We start from the raw sequence: 15,161 nt of genomic DNA, 5'->3' as shown, positions 1-15,161 counted from the left end.
TCGGCGTTCTCACCACGATGATGGTGAAGGGCGTGCCGTTCCCGCCGCCCGAGCCCTATTCGACGGTCTTCCACCTTCTGCTGCTCGCGTCGGTACTCGCGATGGTGCCGCTGTGGTGCGCGATCCACCTCGCGGCCGCGCCGAGCCAGCGGATCTACACGCTCGCCTCGCTGATCTTCCTGGCGATCCTGGTCGCGCTGGTGTCCGTCAACCGGTTCGTGGCGCTGACCCTCGTACGCCAGAGCCCCGACCTCGGCCGGACGGAGGGGCTCGACTGGTTCCTGCCCTATGGCTGGCCGTCGCTCATGTTCGCGTTCGAGAGTCTCGGGTTCGGGATCTTCTTCAGCCTCGCCTGCCTGCTGCTGATCCCCGTCTTCCGTACGGGCGGGCTGGAGCGAACGATCGCGGGCACGTTCGCGGTCATCGGCGTGCTCAGCCCCGGCGCCGCGGTCGGGCTCGCGCTCAACTCCACCGACCTGATGGGCCTCGTCGCCCCGGTGGCGTGGGGCATCGGGCCGATCCTCGCGGCTGTCCTGGTCGTCCGCTGGCTGCGGTTCAAGCAGGCCGCACCCGTGCCTGTTCCCGCCTAGCCAGCCGCCGGGCGGCCGTAGAAGACGATCTCCGACGCTGACGCATAGTCGGCCACGCCGACGGTCGCCAGCAGGCGGACGTACCGGGCGCCGGGAGCGCTGAACGTCGCCGCCTTGCGCGTCGCGTCGCCCGCCCACGTCCCCGTCGCCACCTGGGCGAACGTCGTCCCGTCCGTGCTCGCGAACACCGTCCAGGTGGTGATCGTCCCGTTCAGCCCGCCGTCCTGGCGGGGCAGGTACGACAGCTCCGACACGTCGTACGCGCCACCCAGGCCGACCGTGATCGACTGCGGCAGGTGCGAGCGCGGGGCGGGGCTGAAGTGCGTGTGCCAGATCGAGGCCGAACGCCCGTCCAGTGCCAGGACGGCCGCGTTCTCCAGCTGCTCGCTGGTCGTCGTCACCGTCTGCGCGGACCGCGGGATGCAGCGTGCCGTCGCGGGTGCGCTGACGTCCACCGGCACGATCAGCCGCGAGGTCGTCCCGAGGGCCTCGAACCGCACCCGGTGCGTCCCGTCGGCCGTCGTCTCCCCCACGTACACCTCGACGTCCAGGTAGACCGTGGACGACGCCGGTACGTACGAGGAGACGCGCGGGCTCGTGCGGAGCCCCGCCGCTGGGGTGATGCCGATGTCCACGTACCTGGCCGTGGTCGACTGGTTCGTGACGCCCAGCTTGACGAACGCCGACGTGCACTGGCGCAGCGCCAGCCGGGTCGGATTGGCCGAGAGCACGAGGTCGGACGTGGGCGCGGCGGCGACCACACCGGCGGGCACCAGCGCGGCGGCGAGGACCAGCAGCACCAGGAACAACCGCTTCATCACGCGTCCTCCAGTCCCGGGTTGCCCGCCTCGGTCACGAAGCTGCGCCGCGTGGAGATCGGCGCGCCCTGCTCGTACACGAACGGCACGACTCGGTAGTCGGCCTTCCACAGCTCCGGGGTCACCGCGCACTTCACGTAGCCACGCTGACCGTTGAAGAACTTGTAGTGCGGGTTCTGCCGCAACGCGAGCTCGCCGCCGGCGGAGGTGTCCGAGCCGTCGCCCCCGGAGGAGATCGACGTGCCGATCAGCTCGACGCCGATCGTGCGCGAGGCGGGGTCGTCGAAGTTCGCCTTGAGGTTCGCGGCCCAGTTCGAGTGCACGTCGCCGGTGATCACGACGGGGTTGCGGATCTGCTGCTGGGTGATGAAGCCGAGGACACGGTCGCGGGAGCCGACGTACCCGTCCCACTGGTCCATCGAGTACGCCTTCGCGTAGCCGTCCGCGACGTCGCGCTGGGCCATGATCACCTGGTTCGCGAGCACGTTCCAGGTCGCTTGGGAGGCGGCGAGGCCGTCCAGCAGCCAGCGCTCCTGCTCTGCCCCGGTGATGGTGCGCGCGGGGTCGAGGCTCTCCGGGTTCGGCGGGTCGGTCCCGTCGCCGGCGGCCTGGTCGGAGCGGAACTGGCGGGTGTCGAGCACGTTGAACTCGGCCAGGTTGCCGTAGCGGAGCCGCCGGTAGAGCTGCATGTCCGGGCCCTGCGGCATCGACGTACGGCGCAGCGGCATGTGCTCGTAGTAGGCGCGGTAGGCGTTCGCGCGGCGGACCAGGAAGTCGGCGGGGTTCGGGGTCTGGCTGCTCGCCTCGGGGATGCCGGCGGCGTAGTTGTTCTCGACCTCGTGGTCGTCCCAGGTGACGATCCAGGGGAAGTTGCGGTGGACGGCCTGCAGGTTCGGGTCGGACTTGTAGAGCGCGTGCTGGAGGCGGTAGCGGTCGAGCGTGATCGTCTCGCCGGCGAAGTAGATCGGCACACTGCCGGGCTGGTTGCGGCGGCCGCCGTGCGTGGGGATGCCGTACTCGTAGATGTAGTCGCCGAGGTGGACGACGAGGTCGAGGTCCTCGCTGGCCATGTGCTCGTAGGCGGTCCAGAAGCCGTCCGGGTACGCCTGGCAGGAGGCGAACGCGAAGTTCAGCCTGCTGTTGTTGGCGCCTGGGGCTGGCGCGGTCTTGGTGCGGCCGACCGGGCTGACCTCGCGGCCGACGCGGAACCGGTAGAAGTACCACCGGTCGGGGCGCAGGCCGGTCGCCTCGACGTGGACTGAGTGCGCGAGCTCGGGGTGGGCGAACGCGGTGCCGGTCTTGGTGAGCTTGCGGAAGTTCTCGTACTCGGAGATCTCCCAGCGCACCGCGACCTTCTCGTACGGCATGCCACCCGCACCGCCCTCGGCCAGCGGGTCGGGGGCGAGGCGCGTCCACAGCACGACGCCGTCGGGGAGCGGGTCACCGGAGGCGACGCCGAGCGTGAACGGGTCGCTGGCGAACGTCAGGTCGGCGGCCTCGCGGCTCGTGTACGGGCCGAACCCGAACACCGCCGCCACCGCCCCGGCACTGGTCAGCGCCAGGAACTTCCGCCGGTCGAGCTCGCTGGTTCGCAGATCCTTCAGTAGGCGATTCACCGCACTCCCCTCATGGCGCCTCTCGGCCCAGACATCGCGGTCAGCTTGGCGATCCGCGGTGGACGTTACGTGAGCCACGGGGTACGAGGTGGGAAACAGCCCTGACCGGATCCGGCGACGTGCGCGGGTTTGAATGAAGGGCACCTTCATTCAAACCTATTGAATGAAGGTGCCCTTCATGCGAAACGTGGCGGGGTTTGCGCTGGGTCGGGGGCGCCCTGGTCCGAGCTTCGGCCACCTGTCCGTGATCATGAACGTGATCATGAAGGCCAACCCGGCGTATACGACTGGTACGGCTTCATGATCACGTTCATGATCACGGGGCGTTGAGGGCGGCTGGCGGATGGGCCTGGCTTCTTGGATGAAGGTGCCCTTCATCCAAGAACGGCTCGGTGGCTGTTGTCGAAGCGGCCGGTGTGTGGCCGGGGTGGCCGGGCTTGACTGGGTCGGGGGCACCCTCGTCCGGACCTATGGGACCAGGGTGCCCCCGACCCAACCAGCCAGGCACAGATCCTGGTTCCCGAGGGCCGCGCCGGGCTTTGGATGAAGGTGCCCTTCATCCAACGGGGAGCGGGGAGAACGGGGCACGGCGCTTCGAGGTCGCCGCGCCTCCTTGGCCGGCCATTTCCTCGAGCCTCACCGCTGCTCGACCGTCCTCTCGACCGTCCTCTCGACCGTCACCACCGGCCGTCACCACCGGCCGTCACCGCCGGCCGGCGACTCCACCCGCTCGACGGTTGGCCACCTCATCGGCTGTCGGTCACCCATCCCGACCATCGGTCAGCCATCCCCTCGACCCTCACCGCCGGCCGGCGACACCACCCGACCATCGGTTGGCCATCCCCTTTCCCACCAGCTGCGTCTCGCCCATCAGTTGGCCATCCCCTTTCCCACCAGCTGCGTCTCGCCCATCAGTTGGCCATCCCCTTTCCCACCAGCTGCGTCTCGCCCATCAGTTGGCCTTCGTCGATGGCTCAGTGGTGGGCGGATCTTCTGCTCTGTCAGCGGAATGCGGATTGCTGCTGTTCTCGGCGCTTCGAGCTCGATTGCTCTTTCGCGAGCTGTCCGGCCGTTTGGTGCTCGCCGTGGGCTGTTGCGGCGGTCGATTTTGGTGGCCGGTCCGGGGCGCGTCAAGGGCGCCGTTCGAGGGCGCTTCGCGGACGGCGAACGACGTCGCTTCGCGACCGCGTTGCGGCCTTTGACTCGCCCCGGACCGGCCACCTGTTTTTCACGCGCCGCCCCCTCCCCCGGGAACGGGTGCCCGGAGGAGGTTCCTTCTTGCTCGGGTCTCTTGCCGTGCTCGCGTTGCTTGTTGGCCCTCTGCTTCTTGTGGCTCGGATGAAGCCGGGTCGTTCCGTTCCCCCGTTTTTTGAATGAAGGGCACCTTCATTCAATAGGTTCGAATGAAGGTGCCCTTCATACAACTGCGGCGGGGCAAGCTGTCAGCTGGTGAGCAGGTCGCGAGCCTTGTCGACGTCGCGGTTCATCGTCTCGATCAGCTCCTCGATCGAGCCGAAGACCTCTTGGCCGCGGATGCGTTCGGTGAACTCGATCGACACCGGCACGTCGTACAGTTCCAGGTCGGTGCGGTCCAGCACGTACGCCTCGATCACCAGTTCGTGCTCGCCGAACTGTGGCTTCGTTCCCACCGAGATCGCCGCCGGGAGGGGGGTCGGGTCGCCGTCGCGGCGGGTGAGCCAGCCGGCGTACACGCCGTCGACGGGGAGGGCGAGGGCCGCGTCGGCGGGGACGTTCGCGGTCGGGAAGCCCAGCTCGCGGCCGCGCTGCTCGCCGCGCACCACGGTGCCGTCGATGCGGAACTGGTGGCCGAGCACCTCCTGCGCGCCGGCCACGTCGCCGGCGGCGAGCCGTTCGCGTACGGCGGTCGACGACCACGTGGGATCGCCCGCGCCGCGGGTGATTCCCTCGACCTCGAAGCCGAGCTCCGGGCCGAGCCGGGTCAGCAGCGCGACGTCGCCCGCCGCCTTGAAGCCGAAGCGGAAGTCGTCGCCGACCACGATCGCGACCGGACGCAACAGCCCGACCAGCTCGCGGACGAACTCCTCCGCCGGCTGCTGCGAGCGCTCCTTGGTGAACGGCAGCACGAGCACGCCGTCGACGCCGAGCTCCTCGAACAGCTCGAGCCTCCGTTCCAGGCTCGCGACCTTGCGCGGCGTGGCGTCCGGGCGGACGACCGAGATCGGGTTCGGGTCGAGCGTCACCACCACGCTCTTCGCGCCACCCGCCCAAGCCCGAGCCCGCGCGAGCACCTCGCCGATCACGCGCTGGTGGCCGCGGTGTACGCCGTCGAACACACCGATCGTGACCACCGACGGTCCGAGATCGCCCGGGACCTCGGTCACGTCATGCCAGCGCTGCATCGTCGCGTTCCTCCTGTCCGTCTTCTGCTTCGGCTCAAGGGTGCCATGCGACGGCTACCGCGGGCCCATCGAGAGGTACGCGGCGCGTACGGCGAGCGCCTTGTCGAGCTGGCGGCGGATAGGCGAGTAGAACTGGTCGCGGTACGTGCTGTCGGTGACCGCGTACACGGCGAAGTACAGCGCGGAGAACGTCGCCAGCAGTCCGGCGACCTTGAACAGCGCGGTCGGGTCGTCCTCGCCGAGCCAGGCCTCCCGTACCGGCAGGCCGATCGCGAGCAGCCCGAACACCACGAAGAACCCGAAGACCGCCGCCGCGACGAGGACCGACTGGATCAGCTGGCTGACGACCAGAACCAGCACCATGTTCACGCGCTGCCGCCTGGTGAGCGGCTCGATGACCGCCGCGCCCTCGGTGAGATGACCGCGGACCGGCGTGTTCTTGCACAGGTCGACCATCGCGTCGTGGTCGAGCTCCTTGCCGATGTGGTCGAGCTCCTCGCTGAGCCAGACGACCACGAACACCACGGTGACGACGGCGAACAGCGCGAGTACGCCGATCAGCGTGCCCTTCCGCAGGAAGTGCGCGACCTGCCAGACCTCGGTGTTGACGAACAGGAACGTGGTGAACAACAGCAGCATCGGCAGCGCCCGGGTGAGGACGCGCGTGACGTCGCCGAGCTGTCTGGTCACCTGGCCACCGACCCAGGCGATGATCGGCACGATGCCGTAGCTGGCGCCCGCGTACACCAGAACGAGAAGGACCAGCTCGGAGCCGAGCAGGATCAGGGCCGTCCGGATCGTGTGGCCGCCGACGAGCGAGACGGCCGGCGGGATGGCGAGGCCGATCACGAGCTCGAGCACGGTGACGCGGCTCGGATAGGCGAACGGCTTGCGCTTGCGTACCACGTTGATCAGCACCCAGATCGCGGCCAGCCCAACGGAGGTCGCGCCGATCACGGCGGCCTGGGCCCAGCCCTCGAACCGGTCGCCGAACGCGAACACGAGGCTGACCAGCCAGACGAACCCGAGCACCGGCGCCGCGCGGGTCAGGATGTCCTCGCGGGCGCGGTAGTGGTGGATGAAGTGCGGCAAGCCACGATCGAGAAACCAGCGTTCGGTCTCCTCGACCACCGCCTGGCGCTCGTCCGGCTCCCCGTTCACCCGCCCATCCTGCAGGATCGCGGTTCTCTAGGTCGCGAAGACGGCGATGGGGCGGGCGATGGGTGGGTCGCCGGCGAGCTCGTACAGGGCGAGGAAGCGGCCGTCGGGCGCGAACATCGCCACTGGGCCTTCGGCGCCGAGGTCCAGGTCGGGGAGCTTCTGGCCGTACCCGACCAGCCGCGCCATCGCCTCGTCCACGTCGTAGCGGGGGAAGGTCTGTGCCGCGACGGTGGCGATCGGGATGACGTGGAACGACGAGTCCAGCTGCTCCATCGTCGAGGCGTCGGACAGCGTGTACGTCCCCACCCGCGTGCGGCGCAGCGACGTCAGATGCCCGCCGACGCCCAACGACGCACCCAGGTCGCGAGCCAACGCACGGATGTAAGTACCGCTCGAGCACTCGACCCGTACGTCCACGTCGAGGAACTCACCCGAGGGAGCCATCGACACCAGCTCGAACAGAGCCACCTCGACCGGCCGCGGCTCGAGCGTGACCTCCTCGCCGGACCGGACTCGACGGTACGCGCGCTCCCCCGCGACCTTCACCGCCGACACCGACGACGGCACCTGGGAGATTGGGCCCGTCAGCCGGGCGATCCCCGCCTCCACATCGGCACGCGAGAGCCCCGACGGCGAGGCACCGCCGAGCACAGCACCCTCGGCGTCGTCGGTCACCGTCGAAGCGCCGAGCCGTACGGTCGCCTCGTACGCCTTCTCGCGCAGCGCGAGGTGCCCGAGCAGCCGCGTCGCACGTTCGACGCCCAGCACGAGCACGCCCGTCGCCATCGGGTCCAGCGTGCCGGCGTGCCCGACCCGTCGCGTCCGAGCCAGGCGGCGGATCCGCGACACGACATCGTGCGAGGTCCATCCACCCGGCTTGTCCACGACGACGATGCCATCGACGGTGGTCACGTCTACTCCCACGTCAACTCGGCCCCCGTGCGTTCAGTTGTCTGGCCAGTGTCGCGAGAAAGCGGCTACCGCGAGTCGGATTCCTCATCTTCGTCCTCGGAGTCCTCGCGGGGCGCCTTGTACGGGTCGGCCTCTCCCGCGTACGCCGCCGTCGCCGCCTGCGCGGCGACCGCCTCGTCGGACGCCCGCGCGGCGCGGAGCAGGTCCTCGATGTGCTGCGCGGTCTCCGGCACCGCGTCGGGAACGAACGCCAGGCTCGGCGTGTGCCGCAACCCCAGCTGCTTGCCGACCTCCGAACGCACCAGACCCTTCGCGCTCTCCAACGCCGCGGCCGACCCGGTCTGCTCCTCGGGGGAGCCGTACACCGTGTAGAACACGGTCGCCTCACGCAGGTCGCCGGTCAGCCGGGCCTCGGTCACGGTCACGAAGCCCAGGCGCGGATCCTTCACCCGACGCTCGAGCATCTCGGCCACGATGACCTTGATCCGGTCGGCGAGCTGGGTCGCCCGCTGGTTCATGCTGCATCCCTTTCAGGTACGAACAAGCCTCAGTCTTCGGCGGAGAACAGCTGCCGCCGGGTCTGCAGGACCTCGATCTCCGGTCGTTCGGCGATCAGCCGTTCGACCGCGTCGAGAACGTCCCGGCACTGCGCGCTGTTGCCGCTCACGACCGCGACCCCGATCTCCGCCCGACGGTAGAGGTCGAGATGCCCGGTCTCGGCAACGGACACGCCGAACCGCCGCTGGACCTCCGCCACGATCGGCCGGACGACCGATCGCTTCTGCTTGAGCGTGTGAACGTCGCCGAGGCGCAGATCCACACACAACGTCCCAGTGAACATGTTTGGTCACCATCGCGCGAAAACCGCGCCTCCCCGGATCACCGGAGAGGCGCGGCCAGCGCTTGCTAGGTGCGGGGCTTCTCCCGCATCTCGAACGTCTCGATCACGTCGCCGACCTTGATGTCGCTGAAGTTGTTCAAGGTCAGACCGCACTCGTAGCCCTCGCGGACCTCGGTCGCGTCGTCCTTCTCCCGTCGCAGCGACGAGATGTCGGTGCTCTCCACCACCACGGCACCGTCGCGCAACAGTCGCGCCTTGGTGTTGCGGCGGATCGTCCCGCTCTGCACCAGACAGCCGGCGATCACGCCGACCTTGCTGGAACGGAACACCTGACGCACCTCGGCGGTGCCGAGCTGAACTTCCTCGTACACCGGCTTGAGCATGCCCTTGAGGGCCGCCTCCACCTCGTCGATGGCCTGGTAGATGACCGAGTAGAAACGGATCTCCACGCCTTCGCGCTCGGCCAGGCGTTCGACCGAACGGCCCTGCGTGCGGACGTTGAACGCGATGATGATCGCGTTGTCGACCGCCGCCAGGTTGACGTCGTTCTCCGTGACTCCACCGACACCGCGGTCGAGGATGCGCATGTCGACCTCGTCGCCGATGTCGATCTTGGCGAGCGCGTCCTCCAACGCTTCGACCGAACCGGAGACGTCACCCTTGATGAGCAGGTTGAGCGTCTGCCGCTCGTCGATCCAGGTCGACAGGTCGTCGAGGCTGATCCGCTTGCGCGGCCGCCCGGCGAACTGCGCGTTGCGGTGTGCCGCCTCGCGCTTCTCCGCGATCTGGCGGGCCATCCGGTCGTCGTCGACAACGATGAAGTTGTCGCCGGCGCGCGGTACGGACGACAGACCGAGCACCAGCACCGGGCGAGACGGGGTCGCCTCGTCGAGCTGGTTGCCGTTCTCGTCGAACAGCGCCCGGATCCTGCCGTACGCCGGACCCGCGACGATCGAGTCGCCGATGTGCAGCGTGCCGCGCTGCACCAGCATCGTGACGACCGGGCCGCGACCCTTGTCGAGGTGTGCCTCGATCGCGAGCCCCTGGGCCGGCTGGTCCGGGTTGGCCCGCAGGTCGAGGGCGGCGTCCGCGGTGAGGACGATCGCCTCGAGCAGCCCCTCGATGTTGATCCTGGACTTCGCGGAGATGTCGACGAACATCGTGTCGCCGCCGTACTCCTCGGGGACCAGGCCGTACTCGGTGAGCTGACCGCGCACCTTGGACGGGTCGGCGTCGGGGACGTCGATCTTGTTGACCGCGACCACGATCGGAACGCCCGCCGCCTTCGCGTGGTTGAGCGCCTCGATCGTCTGCGGCATCACACCGTCGTCGGCCGCGACCACGAGCACCGCGATGTCCGTCGCCTGCGCACCGCGGGCACGCATGGCGGTGAACGCCTCGTGACCCGGGGTGTCGAGCAACGTGATGCGACGTTCGTTGCCGTCGACCACGGTCGCCACCTGGTAGGCACCGATGTGCTGGGTGATGCCACCCGCCTCGCGGGCTACCACGTCGGCGTCACGGATCGCGTCCAGCAGCTTCGTCTTACCGTGGTCGACGTGACCCATGACGGTCACGACCGGCGGACGTGCGGCGAGGTCCTCCTCGTCGCCCTCGTCCTCGCCGAACTCCAGCGAGAACGACTCGAGCAGCTCGCGGTCCTCGTCTTCCGGCGACACGACCTGGATGTCGTAGTTGAGCTCGGCGCCCAGCAGTTGCAGGGTCTCCTCGCTCACCGACTGGGTCGCGGTCACCATCTCGCCGAGGTGGAACATCACCGTCACGAGCGACGCCGCGTCGGCGCCGATCTTCTCGGCGAAGTCCGACAGGCTCGCGCCGCGCGGCAGCCGGATGATCTGGCCATCGCCGTGCGGTACGCGCACGCCACCGATCGTCGGGGCCTGCATGTTGTCGAACTCTTGGCGCTTCTGCCGCTTCGACTTCCGGCCACGTCGGGCGGGTCCACCCGGACGCCCGAAGGCACCGGCCGTACCGCCGCGACCACGACCGCCGGCACCAGGCCGACCGCCGCCACCACCGAAACCGCCACGCGCGGGTGCGCCTGTCGGAGCACCGGCGCCGCCACCGGGACGCGGACCGCCGAAGCCGCCGCGACCTCCGCCGCCACCGCCACCGGGGCCACCACGACCGCCGCCGGGACGACCTCCGCCGCCACCGCCGGGACCACCACGGCCAGCCGGGCCACCGCCGGGGCCGCCACGACCGCCGCCGCCACCCGTACGGCCGGGCATCATGCCCGGGTTGGGGCGTGCGCCGTCGGGCCGGCCCGGCATCATGCGCGGGTTGGGCCTCGGAACGCCGGGAACGCCCGTACCCGCGCCGCCACCGCTGGCCGCGCGGTCACCGCGCTCCGGACGGTCGCCACGCTCGGGACGGTCGCCGCGCTCGGGACGCGGGGCGTCGCCGTCGCGCGGGGGGCGACGGTTGGACGGACCCTGCATGCCGGTCGTCGACGTGAACGGGTTGTTGCCAGGACGCGGCGCGCCACCACTGCGCGGAGCCGCCGGACGAGGCCGGCCGGGCACCTGCGTGGGCGACGGGCCAGGACGGCCGCCACCCGGACGGCCACCGCCGTCGCGGCGATCGGTCGGCCGGTCGGAGCTCGGTCGGTCCGAGCTGGGCCGATCCGAGCTTGGGCGCGGGCCGGGACGCGGACCACCTGGGGCACCACCGGGGCCACTCTGGCGCGGGGTGTCCTGGGCAGGCTGCTGCCGGGCCGCGGGCTGCTGCACCTCGGGCTGCTGCTCGGGCTCGGGCGCCGCGGGCGTGCGCGGGCCGGGACGCGGGCCAGGAGCGGGACGCGTCCGGTCACCTTCGCCGCGGTCGGTGACCGCGGGTGCCACGGGTGCTTCCGGCGCGGCTGCCGATGCGGCCGGCTTCTCGGAGAAGACCGCGCTCTCGACCGCGGGCTTCGCGGGCGCCGTCTTCGCCACGGGCTGCTCGACGACCACCTCGGGCGTCACCTCCGCCTTCGCGGCGGGCGCCTCGGCGACCGGCGGGGCCGGTGCGGGGCGCGGGCCCGGCTTCGGCGCCGACTTCTTGGCAGCCTTCTTACCGGCACCGTCACCCTGTGCCGAGAACTGTTCCTTCAGTTTGCGTACCACCGGCGGCTCGACCGTCGACGACGCGGAACGTACGAACTCCCCCAGCTCCTGGAGCTTGGCCATGACGACCTTGCTCTCTATTCCGAACTCTTTCGCGAGCTCGTATACCCGGACCTTTGCCACTGCTCTCCTTTGCCGGCCCGGGCCCCTCCTGGGTCCAGGCGCTAGTTCCTAGGCGTGCTCATCGCTCGGTTCTCATCGAGTGCTCATGAGCCGCTCGACCCACTTTCTTTCTCGGTGGTGCTGCTGGCTGAAACTGCTTCGACGTACCGCCGGAGCGCGTCGAGGTCTACCGGCCCGTTCGCGCGCAAGGCGCGGGTGAAAGCCCGTCGACGCTCGGCGAGGTCAAGACAGGCTCGGGTGGGGTGAAGATGCGCCCCACGCCCTGGCGCGCGTCCCTGAGGGTCGGGGGCGAGCGTCGCTGACTTGTCTTGGACCAGAACGACACGTAGCAGGTCGTGCTTTGCCACACGCTCACGGCAGCCTACACACGTCCGCACCGGGTGAGGACGTGTGTTTTGTGTCGGAACCGTGCGGGTCACTCTCGAAGAGTGTACCCAGAGTGAGGTTCGCACTCCTAGGTGGTGCGGCCTGGGTGCGCGTCCTACGGCGGGCAAGGCCGCGGCCCGCCGGAGGACTGCGCGTCCGGCGAACCCCTACCCCTCCCACGCCTGGCCCAACCTCGTTGTGCCGAACCGATCACCGCTCGCCCGCTCGAGCCGTGATCATGTACGTGATCGTGAAGGGAAACAGGCGTATACGACCACTACGGCTTCATGATCACGTACATGATCACGGGGCGAGGGCGGCTTGGGCGGGAGGTCAGGCGGGGGTCGTGGGTTGGGCGGAGGCCGAGGCCGTGGGCTGCTCGGTGTCGGGGCGGATGTCGATCCGCCAGCCGGTCAGCCGGGCCGCCAGTCTGGCGTTCTGGCCTTCCTTGCCGATCGCCAACGACAGCTGGTAGTCCGGCACGATCACCCGCGCCGACTTGGCCTCGGCGTCGACGATCTCGACCTGCGACACCTTCGCCGGAGACAGCGCGTGGGCGACGAACTCCGACGGCTCTTCCGACCAGTCCACGATGTCGATCTTCTCGCCGTGCAGCTCGGTCATCACGTTCCGGACCCGCGCGCCGACCGGGCCGATGCAGGCGCCCTTCGGGTTCACCGACGAGTTGCGCGAGAAGACCGCGATCTTCGTCCGGTGCCCCGCCTCGCGCGCAATGCCCGCGATCTCGACGGTGCCGTCGGCGATCTCCGGGACCTCCAGCGCGAACAGCTTCTTCACCAGGTTGGGGTGCGTCCGCGACAGCGTGATCTGCGGTCCGCGGAAGCCCTTGCGTACGGCGACCACGTAGCACTTGAGCCTCAGCCCGTGCTCGTACCGCTCCCCCGGCACCTGCTCCTGCGGCGGCAGCACGCCCTCGACCTTGCCGAGGCTGACGTACACCAGCCGGGTGTCCTTGCCCTGCTGCACGACGCCGGACACGATGTCGCCCTCACGCCCAGCGAACTCGCCGAACATGTGGTCCTCTTCGGCGTCCCGCAACCGCTGCAGGATCACCTGCTTCGCCGTCGTCGCCGCGATCCGGCCGAAGCCCGAGGGGGTGTCGTCGTACTCGCGAACGGTGTCGCCGGCCTCGTCGACCTCGCGCGCCAGCACCGTCACGTGCCCGGACTTGCGGTCCAGCTGCACGCGGGCCTGCTGCTGGGCGCCTTCGGTGCGCTGGTACGCGATCAGCAGTGCCTGCTCGATGGCCTCGACCACAGCGTCTTCGGGGATGTCCTTCTCGCGCTCGAGGGCACGCAGGACGGCCATGTCGATGTCCATCGGGTCACCCCTCTCCGGGGGCGTCGGCGCGATCGGAGGGTCGCGCGAACTCGATCTGAACCTTGGCCCTGGCAACGGTGTCGAACGTGATCCGGCCAGGAGCCGCGGACTTGGGGTCGGCGGCGTCGAGCTCGGCGCCGGTCTCGTCGGCTTCGGTGATCCGGCCGGTGACCTCTTCGCCTTCGGCGGTGGTGACCTTGACCAGCCGGCCGACGTTGCGCCGCCAGTGGCGCGGGGCCGTGAGCGGGCGGTCGACGCCGCGCGAGGTGACTTCGAGGGTGTACGAGCCGGCGCCCATCGGGTCGTCGGCGTCGAGCAGCTTCGCGATCTGGTTCGAGAGCTCGGCAATCCGGTCGAGCAGGACGCCACCGTCGGCGTCGACGACCACGCGGAGGACGGTGCGGCGGCCCGCGGGCTTCAGCTCGACGTCTTCGAGGTCGAGCCCCTCGGCAGCCAGGACCGGAGTGAGGAGGTCGACGACGCGATCGCGCGTGGCGGTGCTGGGCACGATCGAGCACCTCCTCTGTCCTTGAGTTATGAAGGCCTGGTCCGACCAGGCCTTTTAGCTTGGGGGGCAAGCGTACCTGCCGCCCGAAAAGTCGATCAATCGCCACTCATGCGGTAACGTCCCGAGCCGTGAGCCGCCCCACCCGCCGTACGTTGTTGGCGGGTTCGCTCGCTGCCGGCCTCGTCGCTGGATGCACCCCGTCGCCTCCCTCGTCGGGTGGACGTACGCCTGCCGCGACGCCTTCTCGGACTCCTCCGCCGCCGCCTGATCCCGACCTGCCGGCGCTGCGCCTTGCTTTGGCTGCGGAGCGGCTCCTCGCCGCCACTCTCGTCGCGACCGGCCTGAAGTATCCGGCGGTCGCGAAGGCGTTGGCGCCGTACGCGGCCCGCCACCAGCAGCACGTCACGGCGCTCGCGGTGCCTAGCCCTCCGGCTTCTCCGGCCCCGCCGACGGTTCCACCCAAGCAGCCCGCTGCTCTCGCCGCGCTGGTCAAGAGCGAACGGGACGCCCAGGTCGCCCACCACGCTTTGCTGCAGACGGTCAAGTCGTCCGACCACGCGCTGCTGCTCGCCTCACTCGCCGCCTGCGCCGCCGCCCACGCCGCCGCTCTCTCGGATCTCTCGGAGCTCGCCGATGCCGACTGAACAGCAGGAGCTCGACGCGCTGCAGGCGGCACTGGAGGGCGAGCACGCCTCGGTGTGGGCGTACGGCGTCCTCGGTCCGCGGCTCGGCCGCAAGTCGGAGGAGGCGCTCGCGCTGTCGATGTACGGCGCGCACCGCGTTCTGCGCGACTCCCTGGCGGCGCTGGTCCAGGCCCGCGGTTCGGAACCCGCGGCGGCCGCGGCGAGCTACACGCTGCCGTTCGAGGTCGACGACCGGGCGTCCGCACGGACGCTCGCGTTGCGGATCGAGGAACGGTCGGCCGACCTGTACGGCGACCTGGTGGCGGCCGCGACGACACCCGAGCTGCGCGCCAAGGCCGCGACCGCCCTTGCCGGCGCCGAACTCCGCCGCCTCCAGTGGGGCGGCACGCCGCACGCCTTCCCGGGCATGCCCGAACGCCGCACCGCACCACCCACGACGCCTCCCCCGACCCCCACCTCGCCGCCCCCAACGCCGCCACGCTGATCGCCTGCCCGGGGTGCTCCTGGACGGCTCTCCGGCGACTCCCGGCGACTCCCGGCGACTCCCGAGCGACTCCCGAGCGACTCCCGAGCGACTCCCCTGTGAGGGCAATGATCATGTTTACATGATCATTTGCCGCTCTACGTGGGATACACCCCGCGTAAAGCACCCACTCGCCAGGTAAAGCGGCATCGGCGCCCCTCCGCCAGCACCCCCGACTTACGCAACAGGTCCTAGGCGAGTTATTACGGGCG

General features: G+C 70.0%; 14 protein-coding genes. 3 read left to right on the top strand and 11 right to left on the bottom strand.

The features are described 5' to 3' along the window. The first annotated feature begins 32 nt into the window (after positions 1 to 32). The gene (locus JOD67_RS17625) at positions 33 to 590 is read left to right on the top strand and encodes a hypothetical protein (protein ID WP_205118692.1); all 558 of its coding nucleotides are present in this window, start codon (positions 33 to 35) and stop codon (positions 588 to 590) included. Here the strand turns inward: JOD67_RS17625 and JOD67_RS17620 are convergent. The 11 genes from JOD67_RS17620 to rimP all read right to left on the bottom strand — a co-directional run bounded on the left by JOD67_RS17620 (position 587) and on the right by rimP (position 13,782). Then, entirely contained in the window at positions 587 to 1,408 is an 822-nt protein-coding gene (locus tag JOD67_RS17620; protein ID WP_205118691.1) for a discoidin domain-containing protein, read from the bottom strand. The genes JOD67_RS17625 and JOD67_RS17620 overlap by 4 nt on opposite strands. After that, positions 1,408 to 3,024, bottom strand: coding sequence for an alkaline phosphatase D family protein (locus tag JOD67_RS17615; protein ID WP_307782434.1), 1,617 nt, complete (start codon positions 3,022 to 3,024; stop codon positions 1,408 to 1,410). The genes JOD67_RS17620 and JOD67_RS17615 overlap by 1 nt, the downstream gene beginning before the upstream one ends. Positions 3,025 to 4,466: 1,442 nt before the next feature. Next, positions 4,467 to 5,405 (bottom strand): bifunctional riboflavin kinase/FAD synthetase, encoded by a 939-nt coding sequence (locus tag JOD67_RS17610; protein ID WP_205118689.1) that lies wholly within the window; start codon positions 5,403 to 5,405, stop codon positions 4,467 to 4,469. Between the two features lie 54 nt (positions 5,406 to 5,459). After that, positions 5,460 to 6,566: a hypothetical protein gene (locus JOD67_RS17605; protein WP_205118688.1), complete on the bottom strand. Its 1,107-nt coding sequence runs from the start codon at positions 6,564 to 6,566 to the stop codon at positions 5,460 to 5,462. A 27-nt stretch (positions 6,567 to 6,593) separates the two neighbouring features. Beyond that, positions 6,594 to 7,478: a tRNA pseudouridine(55) synthase TruB gene (gene truB / locus JOD67_RS17600; RefSeq protein WP_205118687.1), complete on the bottom strand. Its 885-nt coding sequence runs from the start codon at positions 7,476 to 7,478 to the stop codon at positions 6,594 to 6,596. Between the two features lie 65 nt (positions 7,479 to 7,543). Then, positions 7,544 to 7,996 (bottom strand): 30S ribosome-binding factor RbfA, encoded by a 453-nt coding sequence (rbfA, locus tag JOD67_RS17595; RefSeq protein WP_205118686.1) that lies wholly within the window; start codon positions 7,994 to 7,996, stop codon positions 7,544 to 7,546. Between the two features lie 29 nt (positions 7,997 to 8,025). Next, on the bottom strand, positions 8,026 to 8,319 hold the full coding sequence (locus JOD67_RS17590; protein ID WP_205118685.1) for a DUF503 domain-containing protein: 294 nt from the start codon (positions 8,317 to 8,319) through the stop codon (positions 8,026 to 8,028). Positions 8,320 to 8,384: 65 nt separating this feature from the next. Beyond that, positions 8,385 to 11,567, bottom strand: a complete 3,183-nt coding sequence (gene infB, locus JOD67_RS17585; protein ID WP_205118684.1) for a translation initiation factor IF-2 — start codon at positions 11,565 to 11,567, stop codon at positions 8,385 to 8,387. Between the two features lie 83 nt (positions 11,568 to 11,650). After that, complete coding sequence (locus tag JOD67_RS17580; protein WP_307782743.1) at positions 11,651 to 11,944, bottom strand: YlxR family protein; 294 nt, start codon at positions 11,942 to 11,944, stop codon at positions 11,651 to 11,653. A gap of 322 nt (positions 11,945 to 12,266) precedes the next feature. Continuing rightward, complete coding sequence (gene nusA / locus JOD67_RS17575; RefSeq protein ID WP_205118682.1) at positions 12,267 to 13,274, bottom strand: transcription termination factor NusA; 1,008 nt, start codon at positions 13,272 to 13,274, stop codon at positions 12,267 to 12,269. 4 nt (positions 13,275 to 13,278) lie between these two features. After that, the gene (gene rimP, locus JOD67_RS17570) at positions 13,279 to 13,782 is read right to left on the bottom strand and encodes a ribosome maturation factor RimP (RefSeq protein ID WP_307782433.1); all 504 of its coding nucleotides are present in this window, start codon (positions 13,780 to 13,782) and stop codon (positions 13,279 to 13,281) included. Positions 13,783 to 13,910: 128 nt separating this feature from the next. Here rimP and JOD67_RS17565 point away from each other — a divergent pair, with 128 nt between their 5' ends. Beyond that, positions 13,911 to 14,426 carry a hypothetical protein gene (locus JOD67_RS17565; protein WP_205118681.1) on the top strand — a complete coding sequence of 172 codons (516 nt, stop codon included), beginning with the start codon at positions 13,911 to 13,913 and terminating at the stop codon, positions 14,424 to 14,426. Next, positions 14,416 to 14,910: a ferritin-like domain-containing protein gene (locus JOD67_RS17560; RefSeq protein ID WP_205118680.1), complete on the top strand. Its 495-nt coding sequence runs from the start codon at positions 14,416 to 14,418 to the stop codon at positions 14,908 to 14,910. Before JOD67_RS17565 ends, JOD67_RS17560 begins: the two co-directional genes overlap by 11 nt. Positions 14,911 to 15,161 lie beyond the last annotated feature (251 nt).

The sequence above is a fragment of the Tenggerimyces flavus genome, from assembly GCF_016907715.1.
GTDB classification, from domain to species: Bacteria; Actinomycetota; Actinomycetes; order Propionibacteriales; family Actinopolymorphaceae; genus Tenggerimyces; species Tenggerimyces flavus.
The sequence above is the reverse complement of the archived record's forward strand: the minus strand, read 5'-3'. Positions and strand labels throughout refer to the sequence as shown.